Origin of the sequence: Luteolibacter sp. AS25 (assembly GCF_046736275.1) — a bacterium.
Lineage (GTDB): Bacteria > Verrucomicrobiota > Verrucomicrobiia > Verrucomicrobiales > Akkermansiaceae > Luteolibacter.
Genome location: NZ_CP151837.1, coordinates 1,583,259 through 1,600,730, shown reverse-complemented (window position 1 = coordinate 1,600,730; position 17,472 = coordinate 1,583,259). Strand labels below are relative to the sequence as shown.

Below are 17,472 nucleotides of genomic sequence, written 5' to 3'. Positions count from 1 at the left end.
GATGAAGGAACTGCTGACAATCTCCCTCTACCGCCTGCTATTGCCGGTTCTGTTTATCCTGGCGTTTCCGGGATGGCTTTTGAAAATGCTCCGGAGAGGTGGTTTCGGCAGCGGACTTCAAGAGCGGATAGGTATATATACCTCGGCCCCGGATTTTGAGCCATCGGGTGCGGTTCATTTTCACGCGATTAGTGTCGGGGAGACGATCCTTGCACTAAAGCTTATCAGGGAATGGTCTTCTCAATTTCCTGATACACGGATCGTCCTCGCAGTGGGTACATCCACCGCACATGACCTCGCAGTAGGCCAGCATCTCCCGCAATTGAGGGTTACCTACATTCCTCTCGATTTCCCATGGATGATCGGAAACTACCTCCGCCGCTTCGAGCCCTCCCAATTTATACTTCTCGAAGGTGATATTTGGCCGAACTTCCTGCGGATCGCGAATAACCAGCAGATCCCCGTGAAGCTCGCCAATGCGAGGGTCTCGCCACGCTCGTCACGCAGATTCCTCAGATTCGCACCAATTCTTCGTCCGTTTTTCTCGAAAATCTCATCTGTGTGCATTCAGGAAATAGAACATGCATCCCTCTGGCAAAGCCTCGGCATTGCTCCACAGAACATTCACCACACAGGAAGCATCAAATTCGATACAGAATCGACCGTTGCTCCGGTAAAAAGCCAGGAATTCACGGATATTCTCGCCGAATTCGGAGAAAACCGTCCTATCATTCTCGCGGCCAGCACATTTCCAGGCGAAGAGGTATTCCTCACAGAAGCCATATGGAACGCGAACCCCGAAGCTCTTCCTGTAATTGTTCCCAGACACGCCGAAAGAAGATCAGAAGTGCTCTCCACACTCACCCAGGCGGGTTTTCAAGTCACCCTCCGGACAAATATTTCAGATTCTGCCCCAGAACGAAAAACAGAAAAGGCAGTCCTGATAATAGACACCACCGGAGAGCTGGCAACTTGGACCTCCCATGCGGATATTGTCATCATCGGAAAATCTTTTCTCTCCAAGGGGGGGCAAAATCCAGCCGAAGCTATCCTGGCCCGCAAGCCGCTGATCCTTGGCCCCAACATGCAAAACTTCCAACCGCTTGTCCGGAATCTAATTTCTTCCGGCGCAGTTCTCACAGCCCGCACCCCGGATGAAATCTCCTCGGCAATTCGCATCGCAACGGTGCCGGAGGAAGCTGAAAAACTTACTTCGAAAGCGTTTTCTGTCTTGAGCGAGCACCACGGAGCAACAAAGCGACATCTCAATTTCTTGCAACAAACTCCCGATCATGCCTGAATCTCGGGAAACCACCGACTTTCTCCCATATAACACCTATTCAATCTCCAACGTGAGCGACGAAAAACCAAATCCCCTTGAAGGACTCCTTGATCAATTCGCACTCGGCCCAGCCTGGGCTCGTGGTAAATCCGATGATCAGCCAAAGAAATACAAAGACGGCGGTGAGCGCGAATACAAGCCACGGAGGCGGGACGATCGTCACGATGGCGGCGGCGGAGGTCGTGGGCGGGATAACCGGAATGACGGCAGAGGCCGCAGATTTGATCAAGGTGGCCGTGGTCGCCCTGAGCCCCGTGAAGAAATTGCACCTGCCGAAGGTGTCAACGTGTCACTTTTCCCGGAGAAAGAAGCGATCCGACTGATCTGCAAGGAAGTCCATCAGGTCGCACGGGTTTATTCGCTTTTCGATATCGCCCAGACAATGCTTTCCGAGCGGAAGAGAATGACCGCTCAGTTCGAAATTTCCGAGAAACACGAACCCTTCTTTTCCTGCAAATTCGAGGACGCCATTTATCTCACCAAAGAAGAAGCGCTCCGGCACTTCCTTCAGGCGGATTGGCGTGAACGCTTCGTAGAGGAATCTACCATCGAAGTGGAGCCGCCTAAGGGCAATTTCCAATCCGTGGCACGCTGCGGGATCTCCGGTGAATGGCTGGGGCCGCCTAACTATCACGCCTATCAGACGACTCTACGCCGCATCCACCGCGAGCGTTTTGCAAACATGCCTTTCGAGGCCTATTCCGCAAAAGTCCGCACCGAGCGTTCCGAAGAAGCGGTAGCTGAATGGATGGAGTCCATGAAAACACAGACTCGCTGGCGCATTCTCACCAACGAAGAGATCAAAGCTAAAAAAGCCGAGCTTGCTGCAGCTAAGACTCAGGAAAAAGACGGGCCAACACCGGTAGCTGAAACCACAGAAGAAGCGCCGCCAGTCGAAATCCCGGAAACACCTGCCGAGGAACCCAAGGCAGATCTTCCGGAAGCAGCCGAACCGGAAACCTCAGCAGAAGCTCCGGAATCATCCGCCGAAGTAGAGACTCCAGGTGAGAATCCTATTGAAGAACCTGCAGCAGAGGAAAAACCAACCGAAGAACAACCCGAACAAATCTGGATCACAGACCGTGCGGAAGCAGAACGCGCCGTGGCAAACGATGTTCTAGGAAAAGCCTTCAATCGCACCCGCAAAGCCAAGGTATCAGCCGCGATCGCCGGAAAATTCCTCTCTCCGGGCCTTTTGGTTCGCCTCAAAGGAACTGGCAATCACCACCGCAAGCACCCTGCCATCATCATACCGGGAGTTTGCCGCGTTCTGGAATCCGAGCACATGCCCGTATTCAAACGCAAAGGAAAACTCTACACGGGCCCGGCACGCCCAAGTTCACTCGCCCCGGATGCGGTTCTAGCTCCGCGCCCTGGCGAGATGGTCAAATGGATCCGTGAGAACACCCCTGCAAAACTCGAAGGGCTATGGAAAGCACTTCTTCCTGAAGGCGCCACTGCGCCACCACAGGAATACGCGGCAGACCTTTTCTGGTTACTGCAACAAGGCCACATCCTACTCTACACCGACGATCTACTCGTCGTCCAAGAGCAGCCAAAGCCTCAGGAGCCGAAGAAAAAGAAAGCCAAGCCAGCACCTAAATCCGATCCGGAATCCACCGAAGCCGAGACTCCAGCAGAGATCGTTTCGGATGCAATTGCAGTCACCGCCGGATTGGTAGCTGAAGTCGCCGAGAAAATCACCGACGCCGTCTCCGAAGCAATCAAAGACGAGGAGGCCGAAGTTACAGTTGAGGTAGAACAGGAAAAAGAAGTGCCGGAGTCTCCCGAATCCGAAACTCCTACAGCCGCCGTAGCCCCTGTGGAGAAGACCACAGAAGCATCCCCTTCACCAGAGGTAGAGCATCCCGAAGCATCCTCCCACAATAGTCCGGAGAAACCCGAAGCATCCACCCCGCTTCCTCCGGCAGAACCGGAGTCCCACCACTCAAGATAGCCATCAATAGCTTTCCAAAGTATCTCCTCATGGAGATACGCCTTTTGAATTCAGAATTTTATGTCCAAGCAACAGACCTTAGCAGATTCCGCTACACTTGAGGGAACATCCCTCCATACGGGAGAGAAAGTCTCTCTGACGTTGAAGCCAGCCCCCGAGAATTACGGCTTCAAATTCCGCCGTGTAGATCTCCCTGACCAACCGTTCATCAACGCAGACGTGGATAAAGTCCAGACCGTTGAGCGCGCTACCACTCTCGCGGAAGGCTCCGTGAAGGTGCACACAGTGGAGCACGTCCTTTCCGCGCTTACAGGGATGGGTGTGGACAATGCGATTATCGAAATGGATGCCAACGAGCCTCCGATCGGCGATGGTTCAGCAGCCCCATTCGTGGAACTCATTAAAAAAGCCGGCATCGTCGCTCAAGACGCCCCCCGTAAGGTTTGGGAAATCCGCGAACCAATTCATCAGGAGATGGGCGACGGCACGATCATTACCATCGTCCCGTCCAAAACATTCCGGGTATCGGTTACCAACGTAGGACCGGACAATCGGTTCACACAATATTTCTCCTCTGAAGTCACACCGGAAACCTACGAAACCGAAATCGCTCCAGCCCGCACATTTGTTTACTACGAGGACGTTAAGCCACTCCTCGACAAAGGCCTCATCAAGGGCGGCTCTCTGGAAAGCGCTGTCGTCATCCGTGGCGAGCAAGTTATGTCGAAGGAGCCGGTCCGTTTCAACAACGAGTTCGCCCGGCATAAAGCACTCGATCTAATCGGCGACTTCATGCTTTCCGGTAAACGCATTCTTGGCCACGTGATCGCGGTTAAACCCGGCCACGGTCCGAATACAAAAATGGCATCCACCCTCAAGCGTGAATACGAGCGTATGCGCGCGATGGTTCCTGCCCCGATCAGTATCCCTGATGGCGAAAGCGTACTTGATGTCAATGAGGTCATGAGAATTCTTCCGCACCGTTACCCGATGCTGATGGTTGACCGTGTGATCGACTTCGGTGAGGACAACTGCACTGCTCTCAAGAACGTCTCCATCAATGAGCCATACTTCCAGGGTCATTTCCCGGGCCACCCGATCATGCCGGGTGTTCTCCAGCTTGAAGGAATGGCTCAGGTTTCATCGATTCTCATGCTTCGCAAGCCGGAGAACCTCGGGAAAATCGGCTACTTCCTCAGTGCAAACAACGTCAAATGGCGGAAACCGGTTATGCCTGGCGATACTCTCATCACCGAGGCCAAAACCACGAAGGTGCGGGGAAATATCGGTCAGACTTCCTGCCGATGCCTGGTCAACGGCGAAGTCGTCTCCGAGGCGGACCTCAAGTTTGCTCTTTTCGATCGATAGCAGGAGCTAGTCCGGCATTCGGGCACTGTTCTTTCAATTTCCATAAATCTCCACGGCCAAAAGCTGTGGGGATTTTTTCGATTGGTGTCCGTGAGCACTTCCACTACTTCTTTTCCCACACCTATGCGGATTCTTTCACTCTTTCTCGTTTCGCTTTTGCTCTGCCATTGTGGAGCACCCCAACCTCCCGTCTGCAGGTTTCTCCCCATCGCTTCCCGAGAGCCAGCCCCGGCCACCTTGGAGATAGCCCGTAATAATTGGAATATCCTCGCCGATACCAGCCGCAAAGCGGAGTGGCCCGCTGCACAAGTGGCTTACAATGAATCAGTCCGCATACTTTTCGACAAAATCCGTTGTGGAGGTGGAGACATCAGCTCGAAGGCATCAGGGATTGGCACGGCTCTCTCCATTTCCGATGATTTCAATAAGGACCTCACTGAAATTGATGCTCTGTTCCCCGCTTCAGAGGTAAAAATTCATTCGGAGAAACGTCACCAAAACATCGCCGGAATCGGTATTCCAGTAGTTGGATGGACTGCAACCAGCCCTGTAGGCGTCCCTCGTAAACCTTTCCATCCTCCCAACGGACAACCATACAATCTGACGGCTGTCCTCGATTTCAGTACCGAAGTTCCCCAATGGCATTTCGAAAAACGCTGGGATTCGAATAATTACAAGGTCGGCCGGGTTGAGCATCAACTCGCGGCAGACTGGACCGCACCTATCGATTTCTTCTGGTATATGTGCGATCTGGACAATCTACGCATTCAGAACGTGCTGCTACCAGAGCGTTACACCCAGGAAACAGGTCTCTTCTTCGTGCAGCCATACGAGCCTGACAAGATTCCAGTAGTCATGGTCCACGGCCTGTATTCCAGCCCTGATGCCTATCGGGATATCGTAAATGACCTCTCTTCCCAGCCTTGGTTCCGCGATCATTATCAAATCTGGCTTTATAACTACCCTACTGGTACGCCATGGCTCTACAGCGCCATGCTTTTCAGACAGAACATGGGCGATGCCGCGAACTTCGCCCGATCGAAAGGTCCGGACGACAAGCTCAATAAAATGGTCATCCTCTCCCATTCCATGGGCGGATTGCTCACTCGCACAGCCGTCAGCGAACCCGGCCAAAAACTCTACAATGCGCATTTCAAAAAACCATTTGGCTCGCTCAAAATCAAATCCGAGACACGTGAACTCCTTAGAGAGGGATTGCTCTACGAACCTCTGACTGACCCAAAACGAGTGGTCTTCATGGCAGTTCCGCACCAGGGCAGTCCTGCGGCAAACTTCCGTGGAACAGGTCTGCTCTCCAATTTGATCCGTCTACCGAAGACCCTGACAGTCGGCCTCCTCGACGCTACCTTGCAGACCGCACAGGAAGGTCTTTCCGGTGATCTTGAGTCCACAGAGGTAAAACCTCCCACATCCATCAGCACCCTTTCTCCACGCTATGCTGGCTTCCAGGGACTGAAGGAAATGCCGCTGCCAAAAAGTATGACCTTCCACTCGATCATGGGAGACAAAGGCCATGGAGATACTCCGAAAAGCAGCGATGGAGTAGTTCCCTACTGGTCGTCCCATGTGGAGCCCGTTGCCTCAGAACTCATAGTTCCATCCAATCACAGTGTGCCCAACAACAAGGAAGCTTCAGAGGAGGTGAAGCGCATCCTTCTACTACACCTGAAAGAAGAAAACGTGCTAGGAACTGAAAATTGACCCCGTATAGAAGACTGTTAATGTTCAAAGCCATCCTTATCACGCTATTTGTCAGTCTGGGTTTCCTGACTGCCTCACCAGCACAGAATTCACAGAGGGTATTCGAGGAGGCCAATGCGCAGTTTTCAGAAGCAAACAAAGCGGCATTAACTGATCCAACCAAAGCTCAGGAGCTTTACGGGAAGGCGATACTGAAATATCAGCTGATGCTTGATCAGGGAGTCAGATCCCCTGCCCTTCACATCAATCTGGCAAACGCCTATTTCCAGAGCGGACAGAACGGCTATGCTGTCCTCCACTATCAAAGGGCTATCTCTCTGGATCCCACCAATGCCGATGCAACCCATAATCTGAAATACCTGCGTGGACTGGTGGTTGATGAACTTCCGCCCTCCCGTCTTCAGGCTTTCCGAGAGTTTGTCACATTCTGGCACGATTGGCCCTTCACACTCCGTTTGTCTGTTTTCGTCATCGCAAATGTTGTTTTCTGGATGCTTGCAGCCCGGCTTTTTTCGAAAAGATCAAAAATCGCCTATACCGGCATCGCCATCACCTCAGCTGTAGCCCTTGTTTTTGGGATATCGCTGCTTTCGACCGTAAATCGCTGGGATAACTCGATTGACGGCGTGGTAGTGGAACGCGAAATCATTGCCCGCCAGGGGAATGGGATGATTTATGCCAATGCTTTTGACTCGCCTCTACATACCGGAACTGAATTCGGGGTGATGGAGAAGCGGGACAATTGGTTTCATGTCCAGCTTCTCAATAACGAGACCTGCTGGCTTCCGGAAAATTCCGTAGAATTGGTAAGATAATCGCGAACTCTATCTTGCCTTCATAGGCTCCCTTGGCATCTTGGTTGTTCATGAAACTCAATACCGTTTGCCTCCACGGCGGCCACAAGCCGGATTCCGATACCAACTCACGTGCCGTCCCAATTTACCGCACCGCCTCATTCGTTTTCAACTCCACAGAGCATGCCGCGAACCTCTTCGCACTTAAGGAATTGGGAAATATTTATTCCCGTTTGATGAATCCTACCAATGATGTGCTCGAAAAGCGCATCGCACTCCTTGAAGGCGCACCTGAAATGGGTGGTCTGGCCCATGCCTCCGGCACAGCGGCTATTTTCAATACGATCATCAACCTTGCGCAGGCCGGCGACAATATCGTCTCCGCCCGGAATCTTTACGGCGGATCTTACACACAGTTTGCCAATATCCTTCCACAACTGGGCATCGAAGTCCGGTTCGTCGACTCGAATGAACCCGCTAATTTCGCGGCTGCTGCCGACGATAAAACCCGGGCATTCTTTCTGGAAACAGTCTCCAATCCAGCGCTCGAGATTTCCGATATTCAGGCAGTAGCGGATTCGGCCCACTCGCTTGGTCTTCCTCTTGTTGTAGACTCCACTTTCACAACTCCAGCACTCCTCCGTCCGATGGAATACGGCGCGGATATCGTAAATCACTCGCTTACAAAATGGCTCGGCGGCCACGGCACTTCCATCGGTGGCATCGTCATCGACAGCGGAAAATTCAACTGGGCTGGCGGCAAGCATCCTCTATTCGATGAGCCGGATTCCTCCTATCATGGCCTCCGCTGGGGACACGACTTACCGGAGCCCCTCGCACCGCTGGCATTTATCCTCCGTATGCGCACCGGCCCCCTTCGAAATCTGGGAGCCTGCCTATCCCCCGACAATGCATGGGCCATTCTTCAGGGGGTCGAGACACTCCCCCTACGCATGGAGCGCCATTGCGAAAACTCTCTGGCAGTCGCCAAGCATCTCTCGGCAAACGAGATGGTTGAGTGGGTTCGCTACCCAGGCTTGGAATCAGATCCAGAATTTGAAAAAAACAAAAAGTATCTCCAAGGGAAAGGCGGTCCAATGGTCGTATTCGGCATCAAGGGCGGAGCTGATGCCGGCAAAAAATTCATTGAATCCCTTGAGCTCTTTTCACACCTCGCAAACGTAGGTGATGCAAAATCGCTGGCCATCCATCCAGCTAGCACCACCCACTCGCAACTCAGCGCGGAAGCCCAGGTAGCGGGCGGTATCCCACCTGAAATGATCCGTCTGTCTGTCGGGATCGAAGACATCGAGGATATCCTCGCGGATATCGATCAGGCGCTGAATAGAGCCTAATCACTACCTAATAGAAAAGGGGCGATCGTTTACACGACCGCCCCTTTTTGGTCGGAATCCATATCAGGCCGAGTTGAGTGCCCGAATACGGATTCGATTAAAAATCACTCTACCGTAACGCTTTTCGCCAGATTTCTCGGTTGGTCGATTTCGCATCCGCGAAGTCTTGCCACGTGATAGGAGAACAGTTGCAGCGCTACCACGGCAGGAATAGTAGCAACCAGCGGATGGGCCCTAGGGACGGAAATGAAGTCATCCATGACCTCTTCCGCCTCGGTATCACCTTCGGTCACAATTCCTAGAATCTTGGCACCGCGTGCACGGCACTCTTCCACGTTTCCAAGAGTCTTATCTTTCGCCGGACCTTCGCATGCGACTGCAATTACAGGAGTTCCAGGTTGTAGAAGCGCGATCGGACCATGCTTGAGTTCTGCCGCATGATAGCCCTCCGCATGAATGTAGGAAATCTCCTTCAGCTTCAGCGCTCCTTCCAGAGCCACCGGATACATCGGACCACGTCCGATGAAGAAAGCGTGCTCATCTTTGACATATCCTTCCGCAATCTCAGCAATCAGGTCATTTTTTCTAATAACCTGGGCAACCAGTTCGGGAATAATTTCGATTTCGCGGGCAATTTTCAAACCTTCCTCACGTGAAAAGCGACGACCGCGGCCCAGTTTAAGAGCCATCATCAGCAAAACGCTTACCTGACAGGTAAACGCTTTCGTGGAAGCCACGGAAATCTCAGGACCAGCGTGAAGATACACACCCCTACCTGTTTCCCGTGCGATAGTGGAGCCTACCACGTTTACCAAACTCATTACGAACGCACCCTTCTGTTGCGCCTCTTTCACCGCAGCCAAGGTATCCGCTGTCTCTCCGGATTGTGAAATAGCGATGACAAAGTCCCTGTTCCCGAGAATTGGGTTTCGGTAACGGAACTCTGCAGCTTGCTGAACCTCTGCATGAATATCGGCAAGATCTTCGAAAGCGTATTCACCAACCATCGATGCGTGCAAAGATGTGCCACAGGCAACCATGACCACCCTACCCAGCTCCGCAAGTTCCCGCTGGGAAGTCCCCATTCCAGCAAGCACTGAGGACCCGAGATGAAGGTCCAGACGACCACGGATCGCATTTGAAAGCGCCTCCGGTTGCTCATGGATTTCCTTCAGCATGAAATGCTCGAAACCACCTTTCTCTGTAGCACCAGCGTCCAGACCAAGCTCGGCAATCTCGCGGGTTACCGGGATATTATTGAGATCCCGCACATCGACTGAATCCGCTGTAACGATCGCAATATCGTTGTCATCAAGGTAGATCACACGCTGCGTGTGGGCTACGATCGCCGATGCATCCGAGGCGATGATTGCCTCACCATCGCCGATTCCGATCACAATCGGGCTACCTCTGCGGGCGGTAATGATTTTATCCGGCTCACGGCTGGAAATCACAGCAACTCCAAAGGTTCCTTCCACTTGGCTCAGAGCATCACAAACAGCCTGAAATAGATCTCCGTTATCACAATCACCGATCAAATGAGCGAGCACCTCTGTATCAGTCTCGGAAGCGAAATGGTGACCTTTACCCTCCAACCTAGCTCGCAATGCGCGATAGTTTTCAATGATACCATTGTGAACCAGTGCAATATCTCCTGTCTGATCCAGATGCGGATGCGCATTTACTTCCGTTGGCGGTCCATGAGTGGCCCAGCGTGTGTGCGCAATCCCTGTAGCAGCCCGTTCGAAAAGCTCCGGATCCCAGTTGGTATGCGCTCTCTCGTTCAGATTTGCGACTTTGCCCGCCGCTTTCGAAACAAGAATCTGTTCATTATCAATCAGCGCAAGGCCTGCCGAATCATACCCGCGGTATTCCAGTCTCTTGAGACCGCTGATCAGCACAGAAGCTGCGTTCGCTTTTCCTAAATATCCTACAATTCCACACATAATTTTCTCTTCATTCTAGATTTTTCAGTCAGGGCGCAAGTCTCTTTCCACAATCGCTCCGGGAAGCGTGGTCATTTCCGGCCAGATTTTTCGCCCGGGATAGATCATTGTCCCTATTCCGGTATGAACACCGTCTCCCACGATCACACCAAATTTTCTTCTTCCCGTATCCACTAGTCCCTCCTCCGTCATTGATCGATGGTTCGCCCCATCGTGGCGCAAATTGGAAACATTGGTCCCGGCGCCGAAATTAACCCCTTCACCGAGTATCGAATCCCCAACGTATGATAGATGTCCGACATTCGTCCGATCGAGAATCAGGCTATTCTTGATCTCGACCGATTGCCCGATGTGACAGTTATTCCCTATACTGGTATTTCCACGGATGTAGCAGTTCGGGCCGATTTTGCAGTTTTCACCGATGACAACATTTCCTTCGATGTAAACTCCCGGAAGAATTCGCGATCCTTTTCCCAGGGAAATTATACCCTCGATCACTGCGGCCGGATGCACACTCCCTTCGATTTCTGTCTGCTCAAGCTTCCCGACGATATGTTCGTTGATAGCCAGAAGATCCCATGGAAAGCGGCAGCTTCCGATCAATGCAGCCAATTCTGGATCAGCTCCCTCCAACCAATGATGAAGTTCGCGGTTGGCTATCGGAAATTTCTCAAACGCACGCGTCAAAGTGAGCGGCCAGCCTTCTTGTGAAATCCCATTCATCCGATTTCCTCCTCAATCACTTTCTTGAACTTCCCAATCCATTCATTCACCACAGCTTCATCACTGTGCTCTACTAGAATCCTGATTTTCTTTTCCGTACCCGAGTAGCGGATCAGCTGTCTCCCTTCATCGCCAAAGGCCTCATTTGCTTGCGTAATCAAACATTGCAGCTTTGCCAAACTTTCTATCGGAGGCTTTTCGGAAACAGGGAGATTCAGAAGCGTGCTCGGATACTCCCGCATGATCGCCGCCAGTTCATTGAGCGTAGCTCCGGACTCCACCATCAGCTTGCAGACCTGAAGGGCACTTAGAATGCCATCCCCGGTAGTCGCATATTCGGAAAAGATCAGGTGCCCGGAATTTTCACCTCCGAAAATGATTCCTTCCTCCCGCATCCGCTCCAAAACCAAGCGATCACCAACGCCCGTTCTGACCACTGAAACACCTTCCCGGCGCATCGCTTCGTCCAATCCCAGATTGCTCATCACCGTAGCGACCATTGTGTTGGAAGAAAGCTTGCCAGCCTTCAGCAAACTCATGGCACAGATTGCCAAGGTTCGATCCCCACTGACTTCCGATCCTTCCTTATCCGTGAAAATAACGCGGTCAGCGTCCCCATCCAGCGAGATGCCCAGATCAGCACCGTGCTCGACGACCATCCTGCCCGCTTTACCGGGGTGCAGGGCACCGCAATCCGCGTTGATATTCTTCCCATCGGGCTCGGTAGCCATCGAGATTACATCCATCCCAAGATCTTTGAAAATTTCAACCCCCACTTGGAATCCAGCTCCGTTTCCGGCATCCAAAACAATCTTCATCCCGGAGAAATCCACTCCAGACACACTCTCCTTGACCCTCTCGGCATAGACTTCGCCTCCGTTGGGAAATTCGCTTACAGATCCTGCAGCTCCCGCCAAACCAGATGGCGTTTCAACAGCCAGCAATAAACCCTCCACCTCTGCCTCCATCTCGTCTGGAAGCTTGAATCCATTTCCACCGAAAATCTTCATCCCGTTATCCTCAAACGGATTGTGTGAAGCTGTGAGCATAACCGCTGCATCTGCGCCCAGTTCCTTTACTAGGTAGGCTACCGCAGGCGTCGGCACCACGCCCAATTTCACAGCAGCCACGCCAGCATTTACCAATCCCTTGCAGAGAGCTTCTTCGAGCATACTTCCTGACTCACGGGTGTCTTTTCCAATCAGAATCTTCGCCTTGCCTGTCGTTCCGAAAATTTGGCCAAGCACAGCACCCAGCTTTTCTGCCATCTCTGCCGTCACAGGATACTCTCCTGCTCTTCCACGTATGCCGTCCGTTCCGAATAATTTTCCCATCTCATTAACCCGCTCGCGGGGAGGTGTGATCCTGTCTGTTGCACACCGGGTAAACAAGGACGAATCCCTTTACCGGACGTGTCCGAATCTAATTGTCTCCCACCCTGTATGTGCACTGTCCACCCCGTTTCCATTCTTCACTCGCCAAGCTGATTTCAGGCACCTAAAACACTCCGGTAATACGCTATGAGCAACGATTCATCCCCCGAAAAACCTACCAACCCGAAAAGAGTTAAGTCCGCCATGGACGACCAGAACGAACTCGATTTGTGGGACCTTGACGGAGATGACTCTCTTACCGAAAAAGCCGGATCCGCACCAGAGCCCGCAACTGAGGAAAAAGTCGAATCAACCCCGTCTTCAGAAGTCGAAGAATCTGCGGATAAACAGGCTATTTCACAAAAAAAGAAGCCTACCGCGAAAAAATCCATTCCGAAGAAATCCGCGGCGAAAGAAGTAGCCTCTAGCTCGAAGCCAGAACCAGAGCCAGAGCCAGAGCCAGAGCCAGAGCCAGAGCCAGAGCCAGAGCCAGAGCCAGAGCCAGAGCCAGAGCCAGAGCCAGAGCCAGAGCCAGAGCCAGAGCCGCAGTCACCTCAACATGATGACATCGGTGAATTGGAGGACTTCGAAGAGCCCTCTTATAAGCGCATCGAGGATATGCGGACGGAAGACTCCGGGCAAGAGTCGGCCAATTTACCCGAGCAGATCCCCGAAGAAAAGACGCTTCCGGACGAGGTTCAGAAACCCAGCCTATCTCTATCCAAAGTGGAGAAAATAAGCATCGCTTCACTTGCCGTGATCCTACTTTTAGCTGGCTTACTTTCCATCTGGCACTTCACCAGCAGCGTGCCGACGAAACCCCTCATAGCAGAAGAACTCGAAATGCCGGTAAAAGGTGAACTCGTCACAATCAACGAGCTATCAACCTACTGGCGGGAGCCTGTAACCAGCGGAGATAGCCGGGACATCATCAAGCGTGGAACATTGCTAATTCCTGCAGCAAAGCTGAAAGTTTCATCAAAATCCTCCGCGATCCGCGTATTGTTCCGTGATGAAAACGGCGTTGCAATTGGCGACCCGATCACTAAAGAACTCAACGGGAAGCAGGAACTCGAGATCGCAGCCACTGCGGGTTTTGATGACAAAGGTATGCACACAGCCTATCAAACCGGCGAAAGCCCACCGTGGGTTATTCAAATTTTCGAAACATCCGATGCAAACGCGGGCCGGGACAAATTGAATCTCATCGTCGAAACAGAAATCTCAACCCAGCTTCGCTAAACTCAAAATTATCTTTATAAAATGACACCACTTACACCAAAAGAAGGCTGGCACGTTCTCCATCTGTATTACCACATCGACCACGCAAACTGGTCCATGTTGACCGACGAAGAACAGCGCCAGGCAAAAGTCCGTCTCACAGAGCTGGTCCAGGAAATCCGCGCCACTCCAGATACCCAGCTACTCACATTCTCGGTCGTTTCACCCAGGGCCGATATTGGTTTCATGCTGCTTACTCCGGATCTTCACATGGCCAACAGCTATGAGAAGCAACTCTCACTCTCGCTTGGCCCCGAGATCCTCACACCATCGTATTCCTACTTCTCCCTGACCGAGCCGTCCGAATACACCACCACCCGTGAGCAATACACCGCGGAGACCGTTATCGGCGAAAAAGGACTCACAGAAGGCAGCGAGGAATTCGAAGCCGCTCTCAAGGAATTTGACGAGCGCATGGCCCACTATCGCTCATATCGCGTTTACCCTACCCTCCCTGATTGGCCGATCATTTGTTTCTACCCGATGATGAAACGCCGTTCCGGCAATGATAACTGGTATTCCCTCGACTACGAGAAACGTCGTGAACTGATGGCAGGGCACGCACGTGTAGGCCGCACTTACTCAGGCCGCATCCTTCAGCTTATCACCGGTTCCACCGGCCTCGACGAACAGGAATGGGGGGTCACACTTTTCGCAAAGGACACCACCGAGATCAAATCCATCGTTTACGAAATGCGCTTTGATGAAGTCTCCGCACGCTACGCGGAATTCGGCGATTTCTATATCGCTCTTCAGCTCCCCCTGAACGATCTCTTCCAGCGGGTCTGCTTGTAGACACCGATCACAAACTTTAATTCATCCACTACTATGCTAATGTCCCCGATGATCCGGACAATTAGCGTTCTATTGATCCTCTGCATCTTATCCGGGTGCAAGCAGGAGCGTTTTCAAAAGCGTGACCAACAGCCACTCAAAGAGGTTTTGGAGAAACTTTGATACCTTCCCCCTGTGCAAATTCCATTCACAGGGTGAGGTTTCATTAGTTGAGCATCCGAGGGGAAACACATTTCCATAACGAACCGCTTTCTCGTAAAACACACAGCTCCAGTAAGTTGGATCATAAAAAACACTTCCTTGCATTCCGAAAGTCCCGCGAATACTCTGTTCGCAGTGATATCTCATTGGGATTCCCGGAGTCGCACTGGAACATATTGTTTTCCAGCCGCAAACCACCCTCACTCTCCGGCTATTAAACGATCCCCATCCCTTACTCTCGATCACAAATCCGTGGTCAGCCTTTAACATTTTCATGCACCAAGAAATCCTAGAACTCTTCCGTCTAAATCCGGAAAAACCCCTCTCCCGCACACAGATCGCCCGCCAACTGGAACTAAAAGTTACGGAAAAAAGCAAACTTTCAACCGCACTCAAGACCCTCACGGACGACGATAAAATCACACTTGGGGCAAAAAACCTTTATACTCTGAAAACTCCTTCAAAAAACTCCCTCACCGGCTCAATCAAATTCCTTCCGAACGGCCACGCATTCTTCTACCCGATTATCGGAGACCCTGACAACGAGGCCGTAGGAATCGATTTCACCGTGCATTCCCGCATCTTCGTCCCCCGCGACAAGACGGATACAGCACTTGATGGTGATCAAGTCCGGATCACTCCGCTTCAACCCAGCCAGAAACCCCGCCAGCGCGGTCCGGTTCCGGATGACCAGGAAATGCGAGGACAAGTAACAGAAATTCTCTCCCGCCGCTCCGGCCGAATTGTCGGAGTTTTCAAGCGGAAATCCAAATTTGCATGGGTCGAGACCGATGACAAAGCCCTCGAAGGTCGCATCAATATCATTGGGGATACCACAGCTGAGCCCGGCCAAACAGTCGTTGTAGATCTGGAGAACTGGGACAATCCGTCATCCGATCCCAATGGACGTGTAATCGAAGTCCTCGGCTGGCCCGGCGATGCAGGAGTTGATATCCTCTCGACCATCGCTCGCTTCGGCCTCCGCACTTCATTTCCGGAAGACGTTCTTCGCGAAGCCCGCGCAGTTCCCGAGGAAATTTCCGAGGAAGAGATCGCCCGTCGTGCGGATCACCGGAAAAAACTCATTATCACCATCGACCCAGCTGACGCAAAGGACCACGACGATGCCATCTACATCGCCCGGACCAAAGCCGGCGGCTGGTTACTTGAGGTCCACATTGCGGACGTATCACATTACATCAAACCTGACTCCCCAATGGATAAGGAAGCTAGCGAGCGCGGAAACTCAACCTACCTCGTAGACCGCGTCCTCCCGATGCTTCCAACCGAGCTCTCCAATGGAATCTGCTCGCTAAAGCCGGATGTGGACCGCCTCACAAAATGCGCGGTCATGGAGATTTCCAAGGAAGGCCATGTCATCAATACCAAATTTATCGATGCAGTCATTCACTCCCGTGCCAAGCTTTCCTATGAGCAGGCACAAGCAATCCTTGATGGAAAACCTGCGCCGAAAGGTTCTGACCCCACACTGAAAGACTCGGTGAAAGAGGCTTGGAAGATGGCATCACTCCTCCGGAAGAACCGTTTTGCCAACGGCGCCCTCGATCTGGAAATGTCTGAGATCAAGATCAAGCTAGACGAAAATGGTCGCGCTTGTGATGCAATTCCTGTCATTCACACGGCGTCCCACCAACTTGTGGAGGAATGCATGCTCATCGCCAACCAATCGGTTGCTAAAATTCTCCGCGAACGCTCGAAACCTTCCATTTTCCGCATCCACGAAGACCCGGATCCATCACGCTTGGACGATTATACTGAAGTCGCCAAACAGCATGGCTACAAACCTGGTGATCTCACCAACCGCTCGCACATCCAAGCATTGCTCGATTCATCCAAAGGCACACCAGAGGAGCACACAATCAAACTCGGCCTCCTGAAATCCCTGAAACGCGCGGCATATGCTGCCGATCCTCTCGGGCACTATGGCCTGGCGAAGACCGACTACACCCATTTCACCTCACCCATCCGCCGTTATGCGGATCTCATCGTTCACCGCTCCCTTCAGCCCTATTTGCAAAACAGGCCGAAAAGCCCGGACCGCACTCCATCCCAAAATGAACTGCGCGATATTTCCCGCCATATTTCAGACACGGAACGCACCTCGTCCGAGGCGGAATCAGAGACCAAGCAGATCAAACTCCTCGAATACCTGGAACTTGTCGCTTCACTCAACGAATCCAAGGATTCCGGCGAGGAAACCACATTCAACGGCGTCATAACAGATGTCCGTCCGATGGGCCTAATGGTCGAAATCCCGGACATGAACGTCCGCGGCGTCGTAAAACGGGAGGATCTTCCATCTGGCTCGAAATGGCGTTTCGAAAGTCATAACGCAGCATGGACATCCTATGACGGCCAACGCTTGGCCTTGGGCATGAAATTACCTCTGAGAATCGTCGCGATCGATAAGATCAAACGCTTCGTGGACTTCGCAGTTGCCGGACCGCCCACCACAGAAGGAATCAGAGCATCCGGAAAACCGGCTCCGAAAAGCAATACCCGTATCGCGGGCAAGCAATCCTCCGGCTCCAGAAGAACCTCTTCCAAGAAACAGGGCAGCTCAAGACGCCGATCGAGCAGATAGCTTATATCAG

Annotated in this window: 12 protein-coding genes; 9 read left to right on the top strand and 3 right to left on the bottom strand. The window is 52.3% G+C overall.

Annotated elements, in window-relative coordinates:
- The first annotated feature begins 1 nt into the window (after nucleotide 1).
- The 6 genes from AAGA79_RS07405 to AAGA79_RS07380 all read left to right on the top strand — a co-directional run bounded on the left by AAGA79_RS07405 (nucleotide 2) and on the right by AAGA79_RS07380 (nucleotide 8,538).
- Nucleotides 2-1,300: a 3-deoxy-D-manno-octulosonic acid transferase gene (locus AAGA79_RS07405; protein WP_411828135.1), complete on the top strand. Its 1,299-nt coding sequence runs from the start codon at nucleotides 2-4 to the stop codon at nucleotides 1,298-1,300.
- Nucleotides 1,293-3,299, top strand: coding sequence for a hypothetical protein (locus AAGA79_RS07400; RefSeq protein ID WP_411828134.1), 2,007 nt, complete (start codon nucleotides 1,293-1,295; stop codon nucleotides 3,297-3,299). The genes AAGA79_RS07405 and AAGA79_RS07400 overlap by 8 nt, the downstream gene beginning before the upstream one ends.
- 60 nt (nucleotides 3,300-3,359) lie before the next feature.
- The gene (locus tag AAGA79_RS07395; RefSeq protein ID WP_411828133.1) at nucleotides 3,360-4,667 is read left to right on the top strand and encodes a bifunctional UDP-3-O-[3-hydroxymyristoyl] N-acetylglucosamine deacetylase/3-hydroxyacyl-ACP dehydratase; all 1,308 of its coding nucleotides are present in this window, start codon (nucleotides 3,360-3,362) and stop codon (nucleotides 4,665-4,667) included.
- A 123-nt stretch (nucleotides 4,668-4,790) separates the two neighbouring features.
- Nucleotides 4,791-6,389 (top strand): esterase/lipase family protein, encoded by a 1,599-nt coding sequence (locus tag AAGA79_RS07390; protein ID WP_411828132.1) that lies wholly within the window; start codon nucleotides 4,791-4,793, stop codon nucleotides 6,387-6,389.
- Nucleotides 6,390-6,409: 20 nt separating this feature from the next.
- The gene (locus tag AAGA79_RS07385; RefSeq protein ID WP_411828131.1) at nucleotides 6,410-7,204 is read left to right on the top strand and encodes a tetratricopeptide repeat protein; all 795 of its coding nucleotides are present in this window, start codon (nucleotides 6,410-6,412) and stop codon (nucleotides 7,202-7,204) included.
- Nucleotides 7,205-7,254: 50 nt separating this feature from the next.
- The gene (locus tag AAGA79_RS07380; RefSeq protein WP_411828130.1) at nucleotides 7,255-8,538 is read left to right on the top strand and encodes an O-acetylhomoserine aminocarboxypropyltransferase/cysteine synthase family protein; all 1,284 of its coding nucleotides are present in this window, start codon (nucleotides 7,255-7,257) and stop codon (nucleotides 8,536-8,538) included.
- A gap of 104 nt (nucleotides 8,539-8,642) precedes the next feature.
- Here AAGA79_RS07380 and glmS read toward each other — a convergent pair whose 3' ends face one another.
- From glmS to glmM, 3 genes are read right to left on the bottom strand one after another with little or no spacing between them, the layout of a single operon-like run.
- Nucleotides 8,643-10,484 (bottom strand): glutamine--fructose-6-phosphate transaminase (isomerizing), encoded by a 1,842-nt coding sequence (gene glmS / locus AAGA79_RS07375; protein WP_411828129.1) that lies wholly within the window; start codon nucleotides 10,482-10,484, stop codon nucleotides 8,643-8,645.
- Between the two features lie 24 nt (nucleotides 10,485-10,508).
- Complete coding sequence (locus tag AAGA79_RS07370) at nucleotides 10,509-11,207, bottom strand: hypothetical protein (protein WP_411828128.1); 699 nt, start codon at nucleotides 11,205-11,207, stop codon at nucleotides 10,509-10,511.
- The gene (glmM, locus tag AAGA79_RS07365) at nucleotides 11,204-12,541 is read right to left on the bottom strand and encodes a phosphoglucosamine mutase (protein WP_411828127.1); all 1,338 of its coding nucleotides are present in this window, start codon (nucleotides 12,539-12,541) and stop codon (nucleotides 11,204-11,206) included. Before glmM ends, AAGA79_RS07370 begins: the two co-directional genes overlap by 4 nt.
- 186 nt (nucleotides 12,542-12,727) lie before the next feature.
- On the opposite strand from glmM, the gene AAGA79_RS07360 reads away from it, so the two are divergent.
- From AAGA79_RS07360 to rnr, 3 genes are all read left to right on the top strand, one after another.
- Entirely contained in the window at nucleotides 12,728-13,822 is a 1,095-nt protein-coding gene (locus AAGA79_RS07360; RefSeq protein WP_411828126.1) for a hypothetical protein, read from the top strand.
- Between the two features lie 21 nt (nucleotides 13,823-13,843).
- On the top strand, nucleotides 13,844-14,656 hold the full coding sequence (gene hemQ, locus AAGA79_RS07355) for a hydrogen peroxide-dependent heme synthase (RefSeq protein WP_411828125.1): 813 nt from the start codon (nucleotides 13,844-13,846) through the stop codon (nucleotides 14,654-14,656).
- A 475-nt stretch (nucleotides 14,657-15,131) separates the two neighbouring features.
- Nucleotides 15,132-17,462: a ribonuclease R gene (gene rnr, locus AAGA79_RS07350; protein ID WP_411828124.1), complete on the top strand. Its 2,331-nt coding sequence runs from the start codon at nucleotides 15,132-15,134 to the stop codon at nucleotides 17,460-17,462.
- The last annotated feature ends 10 nt before the right edge of the window (nucleotides 17,463-17,472 follow it).

What these genes read in the sequence shown, in the direction of transcription:
- AAGA79_RS07405 (WP_411828135.1), top strand. Translation starts at nt 2, where the DNA reads ATGAAGGAACTGCTGACAATCTCCCTCTACCGCCTGCTATTGCCGGTT.
- AAGA79_RS07400 (WP_411828134.1), top strand. Translation starts at nt 1,293, where the DNA reads ATGCCTGAATCTCGGGAAACCACCGACTTTCTCCCATATAACACCTAT.
- AAGA79_RS07395 (WP_411828133.1), top strand. Translation starts at nt 3,360, where the DNA reads ATGTCCAAGCAACAGACCTTAGCAGATTCCGCTACACTTGAGGGAACA.
- AAGA79_RS07390 (WP_411828132.1), top strand. Translation starts at nt 4,791, where the DNA reads ATGCGGATTCTTTCACTCTTTCTCGTTTCGCTTTTGCTCTGCCATTGT.
- AAGA79_RS07385 (WP_411828131.1), top strand. Translation starts at nt 6,410, where the DNA reads ATGTTCAAAGCCATCCTTATCACGCTATTTGTCAGTCTGGGTTTCCTG.
- AAGA79_RS07380 (WP_411828130.1), top strand. Translation starts at nt 7,255, where the DNA reads ATGAAACTCAATACCGTTTGCCTCCACGGCGGCCACAAGCCGGATTCC.
- glmS (WP_411828129.1), bottom strand. Translation starts at nt 10,484, where the DNA reads ATGTGTGGAATTGTAGGATATTTAGGAAAAGCGAACGCAGCTTCTGTG.
- AAGA79_RS07370 (WP_411828128.1), bottom strand. Translation starts at nt 11,207, where the DNA reads ATGAATGGGATTTCACAAGAAGGCTGGCCGCTCACTTTGACGCGTGCG.
- glmM (WP_411828127.1), bottom strand. Translation starts at nt 12,541, where the DNA reads ATGGGAAAATTATTCGGAACGGACGGCATACGTGGAAGAGCAGGAGAG.
- AAGA79_RS07360 (WP_411828126.1), top strand. Translation starts at nt 12,728, where the DNA reads ATGAGCAACGATTCATCCCCCGAAAAACCTACCAACCCGAAAAGAGTT.
- hemQ (WP_411828125.1), top strand. Translation starts at nt 13,844, where the DNA reads ATGACACCACTTACACCAAAAGAAGGCTGGCACGTTCTCCATCTGTAT.
- rnr (WP_411828124.1), top strand. Translation starts at nt 15,132, where the DNA reads ATGCACCAAGAAATCCTAGAACTCTTCCGTCTAAATCCGGAAAAACCC.